The organism is Xanthomonas bonasiae, from assembly GCF_014836395.1.
GTDB lineage: Bacteria > Pseudomonadota > Gammaproteobacteria > Xanthomonadales > Xanthomonadaceae > Xanthomonas_A > Xanthomonas_A bonasiae.
The window spans coordinates 102,824-119,332 of the sequence record NZ_JACSQX010000001.1 but is presented as its reverse complement, the minus strand read 5'-3'; the positions used below and the strand labels follow the sequence as shown (position 1 = coordinate 119,332).

At 69.5% G+C, this 16,509-nt stretch carries 14 protein-coding genes; 4 read left to right on the top strand and 10 right to left on the bottom strand.

Annotation, left to right across the window (positions count from 1 at the left end; genetic code table 11):
- The first annotated feature begins 2 nt into the window (after nucleotides 1-2).
- From H9658_RS00525 to dxs, 4 genes are all read left to right on the top strand, one after another.
- Nucleotides 3-998, top strand: coding sequence for a biotin/lipoyl-binding protein (locus H9658_RS00525; protein WP_191823987.1), 996 nt, complete (start codon nucleotides 3-5; stop codon nucleotides 996-998).
- Nucleotides 999-1,161: 163 nt separating this feature from the next.
- Complete coding sequence (locus H9658_RS00520) at nucleotides 1,162-2,946, top strand: acyl-CoA dehydrogenase C-terminal domain-containing protein (RefSeq protein WP_191823986.1); 1,785 nt, start codon at nucleotides 1,162-1,164, stop codon at nucleotides 2,944-2,946.
- 102 nt (nucleotides 2,947-3,048) lie between these two features.
- Nucleotides 3,049-3,708 carry an HNH endonuclease gene (locus H9658_RS00515; RefSeq protein ID WP_191823985.1) on the top strand — a complete coding sequence of 220 codons (660 nt, stop codon included), beginning with the start codon at nucleotides 3,049-3,051 and terminating at the stop codon, nucleotides 3,706-3,708.
- Nucleotides 3,709-3,858: 150 nt separating this feature from the next.
- On the top strand, nucleotides 3,859-5,772 hold the full coding sequence (dxs, locus tag H9658_RS00510) for a 1-deoxy-D-xylulose-5-phosphate synthase (protein ID WP_191823984.1): 1,914 nt from the start codon (nucleotides 3,859-3,861) through the stop codon (nucleotides 5,770-5,772).
- A 77-nt stretch (nucleotides 5,773-5,849) separates the two neighbouring features.
- Here dxs and H9658_RS00505 read toward each other — a convergent pair whose 3' ends face one another.
- The 10 genes from H9658_RS00505 to H9658_RS00460 all read right to left on the bottom strand — a co-directional run bounded on the left by H9658_RS00505 (nucleotide 5,850) and on the right by H9658_RS00460 (nucleotide 16,416).
- Entirely contained in the window at nucleotides 5,850-6,833 is a 984-nt protein-coding gene (locus tag H9658_RS00505; protein ID WP_225209652.1) for a TraB/GumN family protein, read from the bottom strand.
- Nucleotides 6,834-6,929: 96 nt separating this feature from the next.
- On the bottom strand, nucleotides 6,930-7,400 hold the full coding sequence (locus H9658_RS00500; protein WP_191823982.1) for a cupin domain-containing protein: 471 nt from the start codon (nucleotides 7,398-7,400) through the stop codon (nucleotides 6,930-6,932).
- A gap of 105 nt (nucleotides 7,401-7,505) precedes the next feature.
- A complete protein-coding gene (locus tag H9658_RS00495; RefSeq protein WP_191823981.1) occupies nucleotides 7,506-8,270 on the bottom strand; it encodes a WecB/TagA/CpsF family glycosyltransferase in 765 nt (254 codons plus the stop codon).
- Nucleotides 8,257-9,048 carry a polysaccharide pyruvyl transferase family protein gene (locus tag H9658_RS00490; RefSeq protein ID WP_191823980.1) on the bottom strand — a complete coding sequence of 264 codons (792 nt, stop codon included), beginning with the start codon at nucleotides 9,046-9,048 and terminating at the stop codon, nucleotides 8,257-8,259. The genes H9658_RS00495 and H9658_RS00490 overlap by 14 nt, the downstream gene beginning before the upstream one ends.
- A 54-nt stretch (nucleotides 9,049-9,102) precedes the next feature.
- The gene (locus H9658_RS00485) at nucleotides 9,103-10,290 is read right to left on the bottom strand and encodes a GumK N-terminal domain-containing glycosyltransferase (protein ID WP_225209651.1); all 1,188 of its coding nucleotides are present in this window, start codon (nucleotides 10,288-10,290) and stop codon (nucleotides 9,103-9,105) included.
- 53 nt (nucleotides 10,291-10,343) lie between these two features.
- A complete protein-coding gene (locus H9658_RS00480) occupies nucleotides 10,344-11,849 on the bottom strand; it encodes a lipopolysaccharide biosynthesis protein (protein WP_191823979.1) in 1,506 nt (501 codons plus the stop codon).
- Entirely contained in the window at nucleotides 11,846-12,895 is a 1,050-nt protein-coding gene (locus H9658_RS00475) for a glycosyltransferase (protein ID WP_191823978.1), read from the bottom strand. The genes H9658_RS00480 and H9658_RS00475 overlap by 4 nt, the downstream gene beginning before the upstream one ends.
- On the bottom strand, nucleotides 12,892-14,025 hold the full coding sequence (locus H9658_RS00470; protein ID WP_191823977.1) for a glycosyltransferase family 4 protein: 1,134 nt from the start codon (nucleotides 14,023-14,025) through the stop codon (nucleotides 12,892-12,894). Before H9658_RS00470 ends, H9658_RS00475 begins: the two co-directional genes overlap by 4 nt.
- 43 nt (nucleotides 14,026-14,068) lie before the next feature.
- Nucleotides 14,069-15,166: an acyltransferase family protein gene (locus tag H9658_RS00465; RefSeq protein ID WP_191823976.1), complete on the bottom strand. Its 1,098-nt coding sequence runs from the start codon at nucleotides 15,164-15,166 to the stop codon at nucleotides 14,069-14,071.
- Complete coding sequence (locus H9658_RS00460; RefSeq protein WP_191824260.1) at nucleotides 15,163-16,416, bottom strand: polysaccharide biosynthesis protein GumE; 1,254 nt, start codon at nucleotides 16,414-16,416, stop codon at nucleotides 15,163-15,165. The genes H9658_RS00465 and H9658_RS00460 overlap by 4 nt, the downstream gene beginning before the upstream one ends.
- Nucleotides 16,417-16,509: the final 93 nt, after the last annotated feature.

Here is a 16,509-nt window from a genome sequence, read left to right as displayed (position 1 = left end):
CCATGAAGACATCCGCCCTGATCCGTTTCGCCCTGACCGCCGCGATCGTGCTGATCGCCGCCCTGCTCGCGCACGCCCTGTGGCGGCACTACATGCTGTCGCCGTGGACCCGCGACGGCCGCGTGCGTGCCGAGGTGGTGCGCATCGCCCCGGACGTGTCCGGCCTGGTCGATGCGGTCGCGGTGGCCGACAACCAGCACGTCGAGCGCGGCGACGTCTTGTTCAGCGTCGACCGCCGGCGCTTCGAGCTGGCCCTGGCGCAGGCCCGCGCCGACCTGGCCGCGGCGCAGGCGCAGGCGCGCTCGGCCGGTGCCAGCATCTCCGCCGCGGCCGCCAGCCAGGCCGCCAGCGAGGCCGAATTCCAGATGCGCCGCGCGCAGGCCGAACGCCGCGCCCGCGCCGCGTCGGTGATCTCGGCCGAGGCCCGTTCCGATGCCGAGGCCACCGCGCGCTCGGCGCAGGCCGACGTGCACCGCACCGCCGCCGTGCGCGGCCAGGCCAGCGCCGCACAGGCGCAGGCGCTGGCGGCGGTGGCGCAGGCGCAGGCCGCGGTCGATCTGGCCGAACTGGACCTGCAACGCACCCAGGTGCGCGCCACTGCCGACGGCTACGTCACCAACCTGGACGTGCGCGTCGGCGACTACGCCCAGGCCGGCAGCGCGCGGCTGGCGCTGGTACGCGACGACGCGATGTGGATCTACGGCTACTTCGAGGAAACCAAGCTGCCGCGGGTGCACGTCGGCGATCGCGCCGATATCCGCCTGATGAGCGGCGGAGTGATGCTGCACGGCAAGGTCGAAGGCATCGCCCGCGGCATCGCCGACAGCGACAACCCGACCAGCGCCTCGCTGCTCGCCGACGTCAGCCCCACCTTCAACTGGATCCGCCTGGCGCAGCGGGTGCCGGTACGGGTGCGCATCGATCCGGCCAGCGTGCCGCGCGGCACGGTCCTGGCCGCCGGCATGACCGCGACGGTTACGGTGCATGGGGAGCCGTGATTCGGGATTGGGGATTCGTAAAAGCGACAGCCGGTTCCGATCTTCCGCCGCGCGACGGCCGTTGCGAATCCCGAATCCCCCATCCCGAATCCCCGCCCCACATCCATACGCCGTAGTATCCTGCGCACCTCGGCCGCGCCGCGGCCTCTGTTCGAGCGACCGCATGAGCACCTACCAAGCCCCGCTGACCGACCTGCGCTTCGCGCTGCACGACGTGCTGCAGGTGGAAGCGCTGTTCGCCCGCCTCGGCTATGCCGAGGCCACCACCGACGTGGTCGATGCCGTGCTGGAGGAAGCCGCGCGCTTCACCGGCAGCGTCCTGGCGCCGCTGAACCGGGTCGGCGACGAACACGGCTGCACGCTGGACGCGGCTACCGGCGCGGTCACCACCGCACCCGGCTTTCGCGAGGCCTACCGGCAGTTCGCCGACGGCGGCTGGACCGGCCTGACCGCGGCCACCGAGTTCGGCGGCCAGGGCCTGCCGCATACCCTGGGCGTGCCGCTCAACGAGATGGTCAACGCCGCCAACCTGGCCTGGGGCAACTTCCCGCTGCTGTCGCATGGCGCGGTCGAGGCGCTGAAGCAGCATGGCGAGGCCTGGCAGCAGGAAGTGTTCCTGAAGCCACTGGTGGATGGCCGCTGGACCGGCACCATGTGCCTGACCGAGCCGCACTGCGGCACCGACCTGGGCCTGCTCAAGACCCGCGCCGAACCCAATGCCGACGGCAGCTGGTCGGTCAGCGGCACCAAGATCTTCATCACCGCCGGCGAGCACGACTTCACCGACAACATCGTGCACCTGGTGCTGGCGCGGCTGCCGGATGCGCCGGCCGGGGCCAAGGGCATTTCGCTGCTGGTGGTGCCCAAGTTCAAGGTCGCCCGCGACGGCAGCGTCGGCGCGCGCAACGCGGTGCGCTGCGGCTCGCTGGAGCACAAGATGGGCATCCACGGCTCGGCCACCTGTGTGATGAACTTCGACGGCGCCGAAGGCTACCTGGTCGGTCAGCCGCACAAGGGCCTGCAGGCCATGTTTACGATGATGAACACGGCGCGGCTGGGCGTCGGCCTGCAGGGCATCGGCCTGTCCGAGCGCGCTTACCAGAACGCCCTGCGCTATGCGCGCGAACGCCTGCAGTCGCGTTCGCTGACCGGCGCCAAGCTGCCGGACAAGCCGGCCGACCCGATCCTGGTGCATCCGGACGTGCGCCGCATGCTGCTGACGGTGAAGGCGCTGACCGAAGGCAGCCGCCTGCTGGCGCTGCACGCGGCGACCCTGATCGATATCGCCCACCACGCGCAGGACCCGGCCGAGCGCGAGCAGGCCGACGTGCTGGTCAGTTTCCTGACCCCGATCTCCAAGGCCTGCCAGACCGAATGGGGCGTGGAGAACACCTATCACGCGCTGCAGTGCTTCGGCGGCCACGGCTACATCCATGAGCACGGCATGGAACAGCTGGCGCGCGACGCCCGCATCACCACGCTGTACGAAGGCACCACCGGCATCCAGGCGCTGGACCTGATCGGGCGCAAGACCGCGTCCAGCCAGGGCGCGGGACTGAAGCTGTTCCTGGCGCAGATCGAGGCCTTCCTCGCCGAGCATGCCGAGAATCCGGCCGTGGCCGAGTTCGTCGGCCCGCTGCGCGAGAAGGCCGGCGAATGGGCGGCGCTGACCAAGCGCATCCTGCAGCGCGCCGCCGGCAATGCCGACGAGCTGGGCGCGGCCAGCTACGACTACGTGTTCTATTCCGGCTACGTGGTGCTGGCCTACTGGTGGGCGCGCAGCGTCGCCGCCGCGGATGCATCGGCGCAGAGCGAAGCGTTCAAGCAGTCCAAGCGCGAGACCGCGCGCTTCTACTACGCCAAGCTCCTTCCGCGCACGCTGACCCACGCCGCGGTGATCGAGGCCGGTGCCGAACCGCTGATGGCGATGGCCGACGCGCACTTCTGAGCAAGGTGCGCTGCGCGACCGGCGGCGCACTGCGCCGGCCGCGCAGATCCGTCCCGCTTCGATACACAAATCGTCAACAATCGGGTATAAGCTGTTTTCCCGATGGAGACAGACACAACAACGCGTGGTCTGATCGATACCGGAGCCTTCGCCGCTTCGGCCGGCGACGCGTCGTTTTCGTCGCCCCCTACCCACCTGCCTTCGGTGCGCCTGCTGTCGCTGGATGCGCATGGCCGGGTGCTGGACTGGATCAACTGGCAATCGGCCGCCTGCCTGTATGCGCGCGGCGCGGTGGCCTGGACCCTGGGCGAGCCGTGCATGCACATCCATGGCGGCATGTCGCGCGCCAGCGGCGAGCGCAGCGTGCTGCACCTGCATCCGATCATCGCCGCGCGCGGCCATGCCCGCTCGCGCGCGCTCGATCCCACGCCCACCTTGACCAATACCGCGCTGTTCGCCCGCGACGCGCAGCTGTGCCTGTACTGCGGCCAGCAGTTCAGCCGCCCGCAACTGACCCGCGACCACGTGCTGCCGGTCTCCAAGGGCGGCCGCGACACCTGGGAGAACGTGGTCACCGCGTGTTTCCACTGCAACTCGCGCAAGGGCAACCGCACCCCGCAGCAGGCGTCGATGCCGCTGCTGGCGGTCCCGTACCGGCCGAGCTGGATCGAGCACCTGATCCTGTCCAACCGCAACATCCTCGCCGACCAGATGTCGTTCCTGAAGGCGCAATTGCCCAAGCGTTCCAAGCTGTCGGTCTGACCGCCAGGCCGGCGCGCAACGCGCCGCGCACTGCGACGGATTGCCGCACCTCCCTGCCAGCGTGGCCTGCGCCCGTGCGCAACTGAACGGGTTGCTTGCCCGTGCCCGGAATGGGGAGGAAAATGGACGGTCCGCTGAACCCTAATCCCGATGATCGATCCCACCCGCTATCCGCGCCTCTCGCGCATCCAGATCCCCGCCGAACTGCGCCGCTTCGAGGAGTCGGAGCTGCCGGCGATCGCGGAGGAACTGCGCGCCTACCTGATCGAGTGCGTCGGCAAGAGCGGCGGCCATTTCGGCGCCGGCCTGGGCGTGATCGAACTCACCGTGGCCCTGCACTATCTCTACGACACCCCGGTCGACCGATTGGTGTGGGATGTCGGCCATCAGACCTATCCGCACAAGATCCTGACCGGGCGGCGCGACGAGATCCATTCGGTCAAGCAGGCCGGTGGCGTGGCACCGTTTCCCAAGCGCGAGGAGAGCGAGTACGACACCTTCGGCGTCGGCCATTCCTCCACCTCGATCTCCGCGGCGCTGGGCATGGCCATCGCGCTGCAGCGCGCCGGCGACGAGCGCAAGGTGGTGGCGGTGATCGGCGACGGCGCGATGACCGCCGGCATGGCCTACGAGGCCTTGAACCACGCCGGCGGCATGGACCCGGAACCGAACCTGCTGGTGATCCTCAACGACAACCGCATGTCGATCTCCGAAGCGGTCGGCGGGGTCACCAAGATGCTCGGCCGGATGAGCGGCAGCAAGACCCTCAATGCGATCCGCGAAGGCGGCAAGAAGATCCTCGGCGACAAGAAGAGCAATCCCACCGCGCGTTTCGTGCGCCGCTGGGAGGAGCATTGGAAGGGCATGTTCGTGCCCTCCACGCTGTTCGAGGAGATGGGCTTCCACTACACCGGGCCGATCGACGGCCACGACCTGCCGGCCCTGATCGGCGCGCTGAAGACGCTGCAGACGCTCAAGGGTCCGCAACTGCTGCACGTGATCACCACCAAGGGCAAGGGCTACGAACTGGCCGAGGGCGACCAGATCGGCTACCACGCGGTCGGCCCGTTCGATCCCAGCAAGGGTCTGGTGTCCAAGCCGGGCGCCAAGGCGCCGACCTATACCGACGTGTTCGGCGACTGGATCTGCGACATGGCCGCCGCCGAACCGACGCTGCTGGCGATCACCCCGGCGATGCGCGAAGGCTCGGGCCTGGTGCGCTTCAGCAAGGAATACCCGCAGCGCTACTTCGACGTGGCGATCGCCGAGCAGCATGCGGTGACGCTGGCGGCGGGCATGGCCACGCAGGGCGCCAAGCCGGTGGTGGCGATCTACTCGACCTTCCTGCAGCGCGGCTACGACCAGCTGGTGCACGACGTGGCGGTGCAGCAGCTCGACGTGCTGTTCGCGATCGACCGCGGCGGCGTGGTCGGCCCGGACGGCGCCACCCATGCCGGCAACCTGGACCTGAGCTTCCTGCGCTGCGTGCCGCATCTGGTGGTGATGGCCCCGGCCGACGAGGCCGAGTGCCGGCAGATGCTCAGCACCGGCCTGCAGCACGCCGGTCCGGCCGCGGTGCGCTATCCGCGCGGCACCGGTCCCGGCGTGGCGCCCGGCACGGCGCTGGACACGCTGCCGATCGGCAAGGCGCAGGTCCGCGCGAACGGCGCCACGCTGGCGCTGCTGGCGTTCGGCGCGACCGTGGCGGCGGCCGAACAGGTCGGCCGCGAGTTCGGCCTGAGCGTGGTCAACATGCGCTTCGTCAAACCGCTGGACCGCGCGCTGCTGCTCGAGCTGGCGCGCAGCCACGACGGCTTCGTGACCATCGAGGACAACGTGGTGGCCGGCGGCGCCGGTTCCGGCGTGGCCGAGCTGCTCAATGCCGAAGGCGTGCTGCGCCCGGTGCTGCACCTGGGCCTGCCCGACGCATTCCAGCACCACGCCAGCCGCGAGCAGTTGCTGGCCGAAGCCGGGATCGACGCCGCCGGCATCCGCGCGGCGATCCTGGCGCGCTGGCCGCAGCTGGCGACCGGCGCCAACGCAGCGCGTACCGCGGCCGGCTGACGCCGCGGCGCGCCTGGCCACGGCGTGAACGGCAGGTGCGGCGCGGGCAGGTAGGCAGCGCGTCGCACCTCACCCGCTCAAGGCGCGATCACCTCGTAACCGCGTGCGCGCAGCCGGTCCAGCGGACCGTCTGCCTCCTGCAGGCCCTGCATCGACAGCACCGCGAAGCTGGAGCGGTTCTGCGCCAGCGCCCGCTCCGCCGTTTCCAGCCACTTGCCCAGCGCGCGCTGGCGCACATCGCCCAGGCCCAGCTTGCGCGCGATCGCCGCCTCGCCGACCGCGTCCATGCACACCCGGTACTGATCGTTGCCCGGCAGCTTGCCGAGCGCGTCGAGATCGCCCTCGGACCAGGCATTGGCGCGCTGCCGCATCGTTTCCAGGTCGCCCTGGATGACCTGCAGCGTGCGCGCGAAGCAGTTGCGGTCGTTCAGCGCCGTCGCGCGGAATTCCTGCAGCGCGCGCTTGGCGTCGGGCACCTTCACTTCCACCACCACCGGCACGATCGGCACCTTGGCGCGCTTGGCCGCGCGCTCGATCACCGGCGCGGTGACGCTGGCCATGCTCAGCCCGGACTTGCGCATCGCCGCTTCGTACAGCTCCTGCGCGGCGAACACCGGCCGCCACGTTTCCACGCTGGCGTCGCGGCCCAGGTAGCGCGCCTTCAGCGGCAGCCATTGCGCGTACAGGTCGGCCGGCAGTACCTGCTGCAGGGTCTGGCCGTCCGGGTTGCGTCGCGCCTTCAGCAGCGACGGCAGCAACAGCAGGCTGCGGAACACGCCCAGGTTCGAGGACAGCGACAGCGTCGGCGCCGCGATCACCTGCTGCGACTGGCCGATCACCCGCTCCACCTCGCCCGACGCCCACTGCATGCGCTTGGGCAACGGCGACACCGTGCCCAGGATCCACAGCACGTGGTCGCCGCGGCGCACCTGCCACAGTCCGGGACCGGGCTGCTGGCCGGTCACCAGCACCGCCTCCAGATCGACCACCGGCGCGGCGGCCGGCGCCGCCGGCGGTACCGCCGGATGCGCGGCGGCCAGGCCCGCGAACGCCAGCAGCATTGCCGCACACACGCCTCTCACCGCACTCGTCCAGGGCATCGCGACACTCTCCAGGAATTCGGACCGACGCCGAAGATCCAGCGCGTCGCGACGATATCAGCCCGACAGCTTGGGCAGGTACGCGGCCAGCGGATCGGTGACGGGCAGCAGCTGGAAGCGCTCCCACAGGAACCCCGGCGCCACCACGCAGCGCACCAGGCTGTAGTCGTCCAGCGGCCGCGCCGCCTGCCAGCTGCCGGCCGGGATCACCACCGACGGCAGGCCCCCGCGCTCGCTGGCGTCCATCCGGTAGCGCTGCAGGCCATGCTGCGGATCGAAGCTCAGCAATTCCAGCGCGCCGCCCTCCTCCCATTGCCAGGTTTCGTCGGCATCGATCCGGTGCCAATCGCTGCACTCGCCGCGCACCAGCAGGAAGCGGATCGCGGTGCAGGCCGGACGCGTGATGCCCTCGTGCTGGACCTGCAGCGCGGAGGTGTGCACGCGCGCATAGCGCCCGCCCTCCGGGTGCGGCAGCAGCGACAGGTCGCGCACCAAGGTGGCGATACGAGTGGACGATTTCGTAGACATGGCCCAGTTTAGGGCCTGTCGGCCGGCTTGGGCTAGACCACCGACGCGGGCCGCCCTGGCGGTTGATGGGCGCCGGCGGGTGCCGGCCCGCCTTGCCTGGCTAGGCTAGCCCACCAGGCGCCGGCCGTTGCGCAGGCAGACGCGGAAGAACACCAGCAGGTCCCAGCTGTAGCGCTTGAGCAGGCGCCGCGGCTCGCGCAGCAGGCGGTACATCCACTCCATGTGCAGGCGGCGCACCCAGGCCGGCGCACGCTGGGCGTTGCCGGACAGGAAATCCAGCAGCGCGCCGACCCCGAACAGCAAGCGCGCGTCCAGCTGCGCGGCATGGTCGAGGATCCAGGTTTCCTGCAGCGGATTGCCGAACGCCACCAGCACCACGTCGGCGCCGCTGGCGTTGATGCGCTCGGTCAGCGCCGTGCCCGCGGCGGCGAACTCGGCGTAGCCGTCGCAGGTGCCGACCACGTGCTGGCCCAGTGTCTGCCGCAGCGTCTGCGCGGCGGCCTGGGCCACGCCGGGCCGCCCGCCGAGCAGGAAGAAGCGCAGCGGCCGCCGGCTGTGCCGGCACAGGTACGGAATCAGGTCGGTACCGTTGAGATTGCCGGCGAAGCGGCGGCGATGCACCAGCAGCGCGCCCAGGTCCATGCCGATGCCGTCGTTGACGATGCGCACGCCCGGCGCGCGCAGGCGCGTACGCAGCGCCTGGCACTGCACCACGAAGTTGGTGTTGGCGAAGAACACCTGGCGCTGCTCGCCGCGCGCCTGCGCCTGGAACAGCGCGTGCGCGAACGCCGCTTCGGTGGTGCGCAGGATCGGATAGCCGCCCAGCGCCATCACCTCCTGCGGCTCGGAATGGGCATCACCAGAGGTCATGAGGGAAACTGTCCAAGAGACCGCGCTGCACGGTATGCAGGTCGAACGGGACGTTGCCGCCCAGGGCGAGGCACTCCTCGACGCTGTGGCCGGCATGCCACTGCGTGCGTCCGGTGCCGTAGTAGTAATCGTCGTACTTGAAGCGGTCCTCGCCGTTGCCCCAGTCCAGGTACACCGACGGCACGCCGTAGGCTTCGGCCAGGATCAGGCCATGCAGGGAACTGGAAACCACCAGTTCCGCGCCCAGCAATTGCCGCACGAACCCGGCCGGCTGCCGGTTCGGCAGCACCAGCTGGTCCTTGTAGCGCGCGTATTTGTCCGACGGCTCGTTGAAGTGCGGCACGATCAGGAACGGCTGCCGCACGGCCGGCGGCGCCAGCGCGTCGAGCGGAAAGAACAGCGGCATCAGCAGTCCCGGATCGCCGTAGATCTCCGGCACCTGCAGCCCGCGTTCCTGCAGAAAGGCGCGGGTCTTGGGTCCGCGCACGGCACGCACGTCGAGCGTGCGGAAGCGATGCCGGTCGGCCGGGATCTTGCCGTTGATGCCGCTGCCCCACACCGTGTCGCCGTCGCTGGCGAAATGCAGCACCGAACCGATCGCGATCAGGCGCTTGCGCTTGTCGCGCTTGTCCAGCAGGGTCCGGTCGCGCTGCGCCAGCACGTTGGACACGATGATCTTGGACAGGTGGTCGCCGACGTTGATCTCGCCGTTCTTCGGCTTCCACCAGAACAGCGCGCGGCGTTCTTCGTAGTCGATCCATTTTTGCAGTGCGGACAATGCGACATCCTCCCTTGTGTACGCGAACGCCGTTCGCGGGCGAGCGGCTCCGTGTCAGGCGGTATCGCCTGCGAAAAGCCGGGTTTCCGGATAGGCCGACGGATCCAGGACTCGGTCGGTGGTCTCGGACCAGCTCAGGCATTGGCGATGGCGCACGTGCGGGGCGTGCAGCGCCTTTTCGATCGCCGCGACGATCGAGGCCTCGTCGCCCGGGGTATAGCCGAAGCGCGACTGGTAGCTGCCGACCACCGCGTTCGGACACACCGCCGGCAGGCCGAAGAAATCGTATTGCAGCAGCTTCATCGAGCTGTCGGCCAGATACACCGGCACCTGCTCCGACGCGTACGGCGCGATGCCGAAGCGCGCGTGCTTGATGTAGCCGATGGTCTCGGCGTGCTTCATCTCGCCGTACACAACCACGTTGTCGCCGTAGCCCGGCGCGCGGCCCATGCCCGAGCCGATCACGTGGAAGGTGACCTGCGGGAAGGCGCGGCTGGCGGCGACGAAGAATTCCGGATCGAACAGCATCGAGCCGACCGCCACCGCATGGATGCCCTCGCCGTACGGCGACGGATCGCCGAGCGTGTCCAGGTTGTGGTCCACGCCATGGCCCACATGGAACACGTTGTGGCGGCTGGAAATCTCCTCGGCCATCGCCGGCGACACCAGCGCGATCACGTCCAGGCTCGGCGCCACGCGGTCGAATTCGCGCTCGATGTAGTCGGCGACGTTGATCGTGCTCAGGCCGTCGGAGGCACGGTAGACCTTGCGCGCGGTCGGGTTGATGCGTGCCGCCAGTTCGATGAAGGCCACCGCGATGCCGCTTTCGAACACGATCACATCCGCTTCCTGCATCCAGCGCAGCAGCGTGGCCGGCGGCTTGGCCGCGTACAGCTTGAACATCAGGTCTTCCAGCGGCCGCAGCCAGCGCCGCCGCGTGTTGAACGGATGCAGCGGCGCGCGCCACAGGTAGCAGTCCACGCCGTTGTGCTTGACCACGGTGTTGGCGGTGGCGTCCAGCGGCAACCGCAGGTCGCCCTTCATCCGCGACAGCAGGCTGTAGCGCAGCGAGAAGAAGCGCGTGGTACCGCGCTTGGCCAGCTCGTCGGCGATGAAGTGGATGTTGGCGCGGCGCGGCGTGCGGTAGTCGTGCGCCGACAGCACCAGATAGCACGGCGGGCGTCCGGCAAGGGCCGCGGCCGGTGCCGCGGCGAGCGTCGCCGCTGCGGAAGAATCGCTCATGCCATCGCTCCTTTGCGGTAGAGGGGTGTCGGGAAAGATCGCCGGATCGCGGGTCATCGTTTGGCCCTGGCGTCGCGCAGCAACGTGCGCATGTTGAGGATCGCCATCACGTCGCGGCGGAACGCCGGCCACAGCGCGAACACCAGCACGCAGCCCAGCGCCATCGCCGCGCCGCCCACCGCCAGCTGCTGCCACAGCGAACTGCCGCCCCACTGCTGCGCGGCGAAGTACGCCGCCACGCCGGCCGCGCCGTAGCCGAGGATCGCGCGCAGGCCGTTGTTGAACAATTCCAGCGCCGGCACCTGCGGCGCCACCTTGGCGATCCAGATCACCGACAGCGGCCACATCACCAGCAGGCCCAGGGTGTAGCCGATGGTCACGCCCATCACGCCCCAGGCCGAGCCGGCGAAGATGCAGGCGATCAGCATCACCCGCCCGACCACCGAATACACCAACTGCTCGCGCATCAGGCCATGCGCCAGGAACACCCAGTAGGTGGCGTAGGACGCGGTCTGGAAGATGCCTCCGAGGGTCAGCACCTGGAACAGCGGCACCGCCGGCCGCCATTGTTCGCCGAGCACCAGCACGATCAGCGGCAGCGCCAGCGCGCAGGCGCAGGAGAACAGCGCCACGATCAGGTGCACCATCACCGTCTGCCCGCGCAGCAGGAAGCTGCCGAAGCGCGGCGGATCGTCCTGCAGCTGCGACAGCACCGGCAACGCCACCGAGGTGGCCGGCGCATTGATCTGGTTCAGCGGCATCATCAGCAGCTGGAACGCGCGGTTGTACAGGCCCAGCGCCTCGGCCCCGATGCGGTGGCCGATGATCACCTGGCCGACGTTGCGGCTGGCGTAGCCGAGCAACTGCGCGGCCATCAGGTTCCAGCCGAAGCTCAGGAACGCGCGCATCGGCGCGTCGCGGCGATAGCCGCGCGGCAGCCAGCGCGCGCAGGCGCCGGCGATCGCCAGGTTGACCAGCGCCTGCACCACCTGCTGCCAGACCAGCGCCCAGTAGCCGTAGCCGGCCAGGGCCACGCCGACGCCGGCGACCAGGCCCATCACCTGCGCGCCGACATCGCTCAGCGACACCTGGCCGAAGCGCAGCCCGCGGCTGAGATGCGCGCGGTACTGGGTGGTCATGCCGTTGAGCAGGAAGGTCACCGCCAGCGCCTGCGAGATGCCCAGCAGCGCCGGCTCGCGATAGAAGTGCGCGATCCACGACGAGGACAGGAACACCACGATCGCCAGCACCAGGCCGATGCCGCTGTTGATCCAGAACAGGTTGTCGCGCTGCTCGCGGCTGACGTGCTTGGCCTGGATCGCAGCCGAGGACAGGCCGAAGTCGCGCAGGATCTCGGCCATGCCGACGATCGCGGTGACCATCGCCATCAGCCCGTAGTCGTAGGGCGTCAGCAAGCGCGCCAGCAGCACGATGCCGCCGAACTGCACCACCATCTTCGCCAACTGCCCGGCCATGGTGACGGCGGCGCCACCGGCCGCGCGCGAGCCGAGGCTGCGTTCCGGCGGCGCTGCGGGGCCGGGGGTTTCGGTCGCGCTCATGCCCGTGCCTCGCTGCGCACGCCGCGCGCATCCAGATAGCTGCGGTAGTGCTGCACGCCGATCGCGCTCCAGTCGCGCCGCGACAAGTCGGGCACCGCGTCGGCGGGCAGGCGCCGCGCCTGCGCCAGCGCGTCGGCCAGCTGCGCCGCATCCAGTTCGCCCCGATACAGCAGCACCCACTGCGGCCCGACCTCTTCGGCGATCGCCGCATTGGCCTCGTTCCACGGCGCCAGCACCGGCCGCGCCAGCGACAGCGCCAGCAGCAGCGTGCCGGAGTTGTGCATCTGCCGGTACGGCAGCACCACCAGTTCGGCCTCGCCGACTTCGCGCGCCAGCACCTCGTCCTCCACGTACTGCAGCCGCGCGCTGATCCGCGGATCGGCGGCGCAGGCCTGTTCGACCACAGCGCGGATCTGCGCATCGATCGGATTGCCGGCGATGCGCAGGCTCAGCGCCGGATCGGGCAAGGCCTGCAGCGTCGCGACCAGGGTTTCCACGCCCTTGTACGGGCGCAGCAGGCCGAAATGCAGCAGGCGTCCCGGCACCCGCGGCGGCTGCGGCATCGCCGCGTACCAGTCGCGGTAGTGGCCGTGCAGGATGGTGTCGGTGGCCGGCGCACGCTCCGGCGTGGTCGCGTTGATGCGGATCCAGCGCGCGGTCAGGCGATCGGTCCAGCGCAGCAGCAGGCGCTCGCGCCAGCCCTTGTCCTCGTGCGGGGCCACGTTGTGCAAGGTGCGCACCAGTGGCACGCCGCCGAGCTTGAGCCGCAGCAGCAGCAGCGCCATGCACGCCTGCTTGGCCAGCGTGCCCACCGCCGTCGGGTGCCGCATCATGTATTCCGGCCAGTGCACGTGCAGCACGTCGTAGCGCGACAGCAGCGCCGCGCGCATCGAGAAGAAACGCAACTGCACCTGCTGCGGCAATGCCGCGTACAACTGGGTCAGGTACGGATTGGTGGTCGCGCCCGGCCGCTCGGTCGACAGCAGCACGGTGATCGGCGGTCCCGGCACGCGCGCATCGCCGCTGCAACGCGGTTCGTCGCTCATCGCCCCGCCTCCGTCTTGCCCAGCACCGCGCGGTATTCGTCCAGATAGGCGCCGACCACATGCTCCCAGTCGTAGCGCTGCGCGTAGGCCATGGCCGCCTGCCGCTGCGCGGGGAACGCCGCGTCGGTGGCGGCGGCATAGGCTTGTACCGCAGTGGCGGCGCGCTGCGGATCGGCCGGATCCAGCAGCACGCCTTGCGCCGATTCGCGCACCAGGCGCGCGAACGGAGGAATGTCGCTCAGCACCGGCAACAGACCGGCGCTCATCGCTTCGACCGCGGCAAGGCCGAAGCCTTCGTGACGCGACAGGCACACGAAGTACTGCGCGCTGCCGAGCAGCTGCGCCAGTTCCTCCTGCGACGGCGCCACGCGCAGCTGCACGCGGTCCTGCAGGCCGCGTTCGGCGATCGCCTGCAGCAGGTCGGCCTGGGTGAAATCGTATTCGCGCCCGGCCACGATCAGCTGCCAGGCCGGATCCTGCGCCGCCAGCGCGCGCAGCAGGTCCAGCGTTTCCAGCAAGCCCTTGTTGACCGACCAGCGCCCGAAATAGATCAGCGTGCGTCCCGGCGTGGCGCTGCCCTGCCCGGCGAACTTGCTCACGTCCACGCCGTTCTCGATCACCCGCAGGCGCTGCGGCGCGACCACCGCCGAGAACACCTGGCCATCGTTCTCGCTGGTCGCCACGACCCGCGCGTAGGCCCGGGCCGAGGCCCGGGTCAGCGTCTTGAACCACAGCATCTTCAGCCGCGAGGCATAGGTGGTGTGGAAGAAGCCGCCATGGGTGGAGACGATCATCGGCGTGCCGTGCAGCACCCGGGTCAAGGCCAGGAAGTCGTAGAAGAAATCGATGCCGTGCACGTGCACCAGATCGGCGCCGCGCAGCGCGGCCAGGACCTTCGGCGCCAGCGGATAACGCGAGGACCCGCGGTACGGCAGCCGCACGATCGGCACGCCCTGATACGCATCGCGCTGCGCGAGCCGCTCCTGCGGCCGGGTGAAGACCCGGTCCAGGGTGACCACCTCGACCTGATCGCGGCCCTGCTGCAGGTGCCGCCGCGCGATGTTCAGCACCACCTCCTCCATGCCGCCCACCGACGGATGGAACTGGCGCACGACGTGAACCACCTTCATTGAACGCTCCCGTGTGCCAGCGCACCGCATTGCGACAGCGCCATCAGGACGCCTCCTGCCGTGCCGGCTCGCGCCGCAGCCCGATCATCCACGGCGCCACGCGCACGATCACCGCGCGTATCGGCACGCTGGCGAGCACCGCCAGCACGCTCACCGACACCGCCCATGCCGGCCCCCAGGCATCGCCGCGGACCAGGCCGGTACGGCTGGCCACGCCGGCCATGACCGAGAACAGCAACGTATGCGTGCACAGGATCAGCAAGGTGTTGCGTCCGATCCACTGCAGCCACGCCCACTCCTGCACCAGCCGCGCCACGCACAGCGCCATCGCGCTGCCGAGCAGGCTGGCGGCGAGGAAGCCGAGCGGCGAATGCCCGAACTTCATCATGTTCACGTCCACCCGGCCGTTGTTCCAGGCGATCGCGAACCACGCCGCGCCAAGCAGCAATGCCGCCAGCGCGTTGCCCGTGCGGCTGGTCGGAAGCAGGCCGCTGCGCTTGGCCGCGGCCGCGCCGACCGCGAAGAAACACAGCGACACCGGTAGTACATCCAGCGCAAACGGAAGCCGGTAATCCTGGGTCGGGAACCAGATCGCCCAGCCCCAGGCCAGCAGCAGCGACAACACCGCCAGCACCTCCAGCGACAGGCGCCGGCGCAGGTACAGATAGCTCAGCGTGGTCACGAACAGCGCCGGCAGGAACCACAGCGCCGGCATCACGTAGAGCTTGGGGCCGATGCCGCTGACCAGGCCCAGCAACGGTTCCCACCACGGCCGGTCGCCCCACAGCTGCGCCTTGGAACCGATGTTGCGGGTCAGCATCCAGTACGCGTACGCGACCAGGAAGAACGCCAGATACGGCAGCAACAGGCTGCGCGCCAGCTTGGTCCAGGTCGCCATGCCCAGCGGCCGCTTGCCGAACGCCTCGCCGACCCAGCCGGACAGCACGAAGAACATCGGCACGTGGAAGCTGTAGGCCAGGATCACATAGGCATGCGGGATGCCCTTGGCGTGGCCGAACACCACCAGCAGGATCGCCAGCGCCTTGGCCGCGTCGATGCGCGCATCGCGCGTGCCGCGCACGCCGCTGCGGGCCGGCTGCTCGGCCAGCACCGTCTGCAGTACCTGCGTGGAGGCGCTCATGTCGCCACCGCCGCACACGGCGTGGTATCGGTTGCCGGCGGCAACGCCGCCGCTGCGCGGCGCGGCACCATCTGCCACAGGCAGCCGCAGACGAACCACCACAGCGCCGCGGTCTTGATCGAGAAGTAGCCGTTGGAGACCAGCAGGCTCAACGCGAACGCGAAGATCAGCAGGTTCTTGAACAGCTGGCCCTCGATCGTGCGCATCAGCATCGCGAACGAATAGGCCAGCAGGAACGCCAGCACCAGCACCACCGACTGCGAGGAGATGAAATAGGCGATGCCGCTGTCGAAATACTTGTACGGCGTGTCGAAATCCAGGCCCAGCCACGATTCGGCGGTCATGTTGCGGATCGAATACACGGTGAAGAACACCCGCCCCAGGGTGGTGTCCTCGTAGCTCTGGATGCCGGACGCCCACACCATCAGCCACGCGCCCAGCAACACGCCGAAGAAGATCAGGAAGCCCAGGCGCTGGTCCATGCGCAGCAGCAGCGGGGTCAGCGCCACCATCATCACGCAGGTGCCGGCGGCCAGGCGCCCGTCCGAAGCCACGATCAGGAAGCCGATCATCGCCACCGACGCGGCGATCCCCACCGGCCGCATCCAGCGCCAGAAGGTCAGCAGGATCGCGGTGAAGAAGATGATGAAGTTGCCCATCGTCACCGGCTCGATGAACACCGAGGAGGCGCGCGGCAGGTTGGAGGACGGCAGGAAGTTGCGCGCGCCCGGCCGGGTCGCGCTGACGAACAGGTTGCTGTCCTGGTTCCAGAAGCTCGACGCGCTGGCGCCGCGCGCATTGACGAAGTAGCTCTTCGGGTTGACCACGTCGCCGTAGACCTTGGGCAGGGCCAGCTCGAACGCCGCCACCAGCGACACGATCAGCGCCATGCGCAGAAAAAGTTTTGGCAACGAACCGGTATAGGCCGCGCCCAGCACCAGGAACGCGAACGGGATCAGCGCGTCGCGGAAGAACTTGGGATCGATCGACCAGACCAGGAACAGCCGCACCAGCATCAGCAGCGCCAGCAGGCCGATGCCGGTGAACACCATCGCCGTGCGCTTGCGGTCCAGCGACCACAGGCCGATCAGGAAGCAGGCGCCGTAGATCGCCAGTTCCGCGACATAGGTCATCGCCGGGCTGACCCGGAACACCTTGGCGTTCACCACCGCGAGCAGGAAGTTGTAGCCGATGGCGAACAGCAGCACCAGTTCGATCAGAAGATTGTGGCGCTGCTCGCGCAGCGTCATCGGCGGCGCATCGATGGCGGTGTTCAGCACGCGGCACCTCGCTGCGCGACGCGACGCGCCACGGGTTGCGACAACGGCGACCGCAACGTGCCC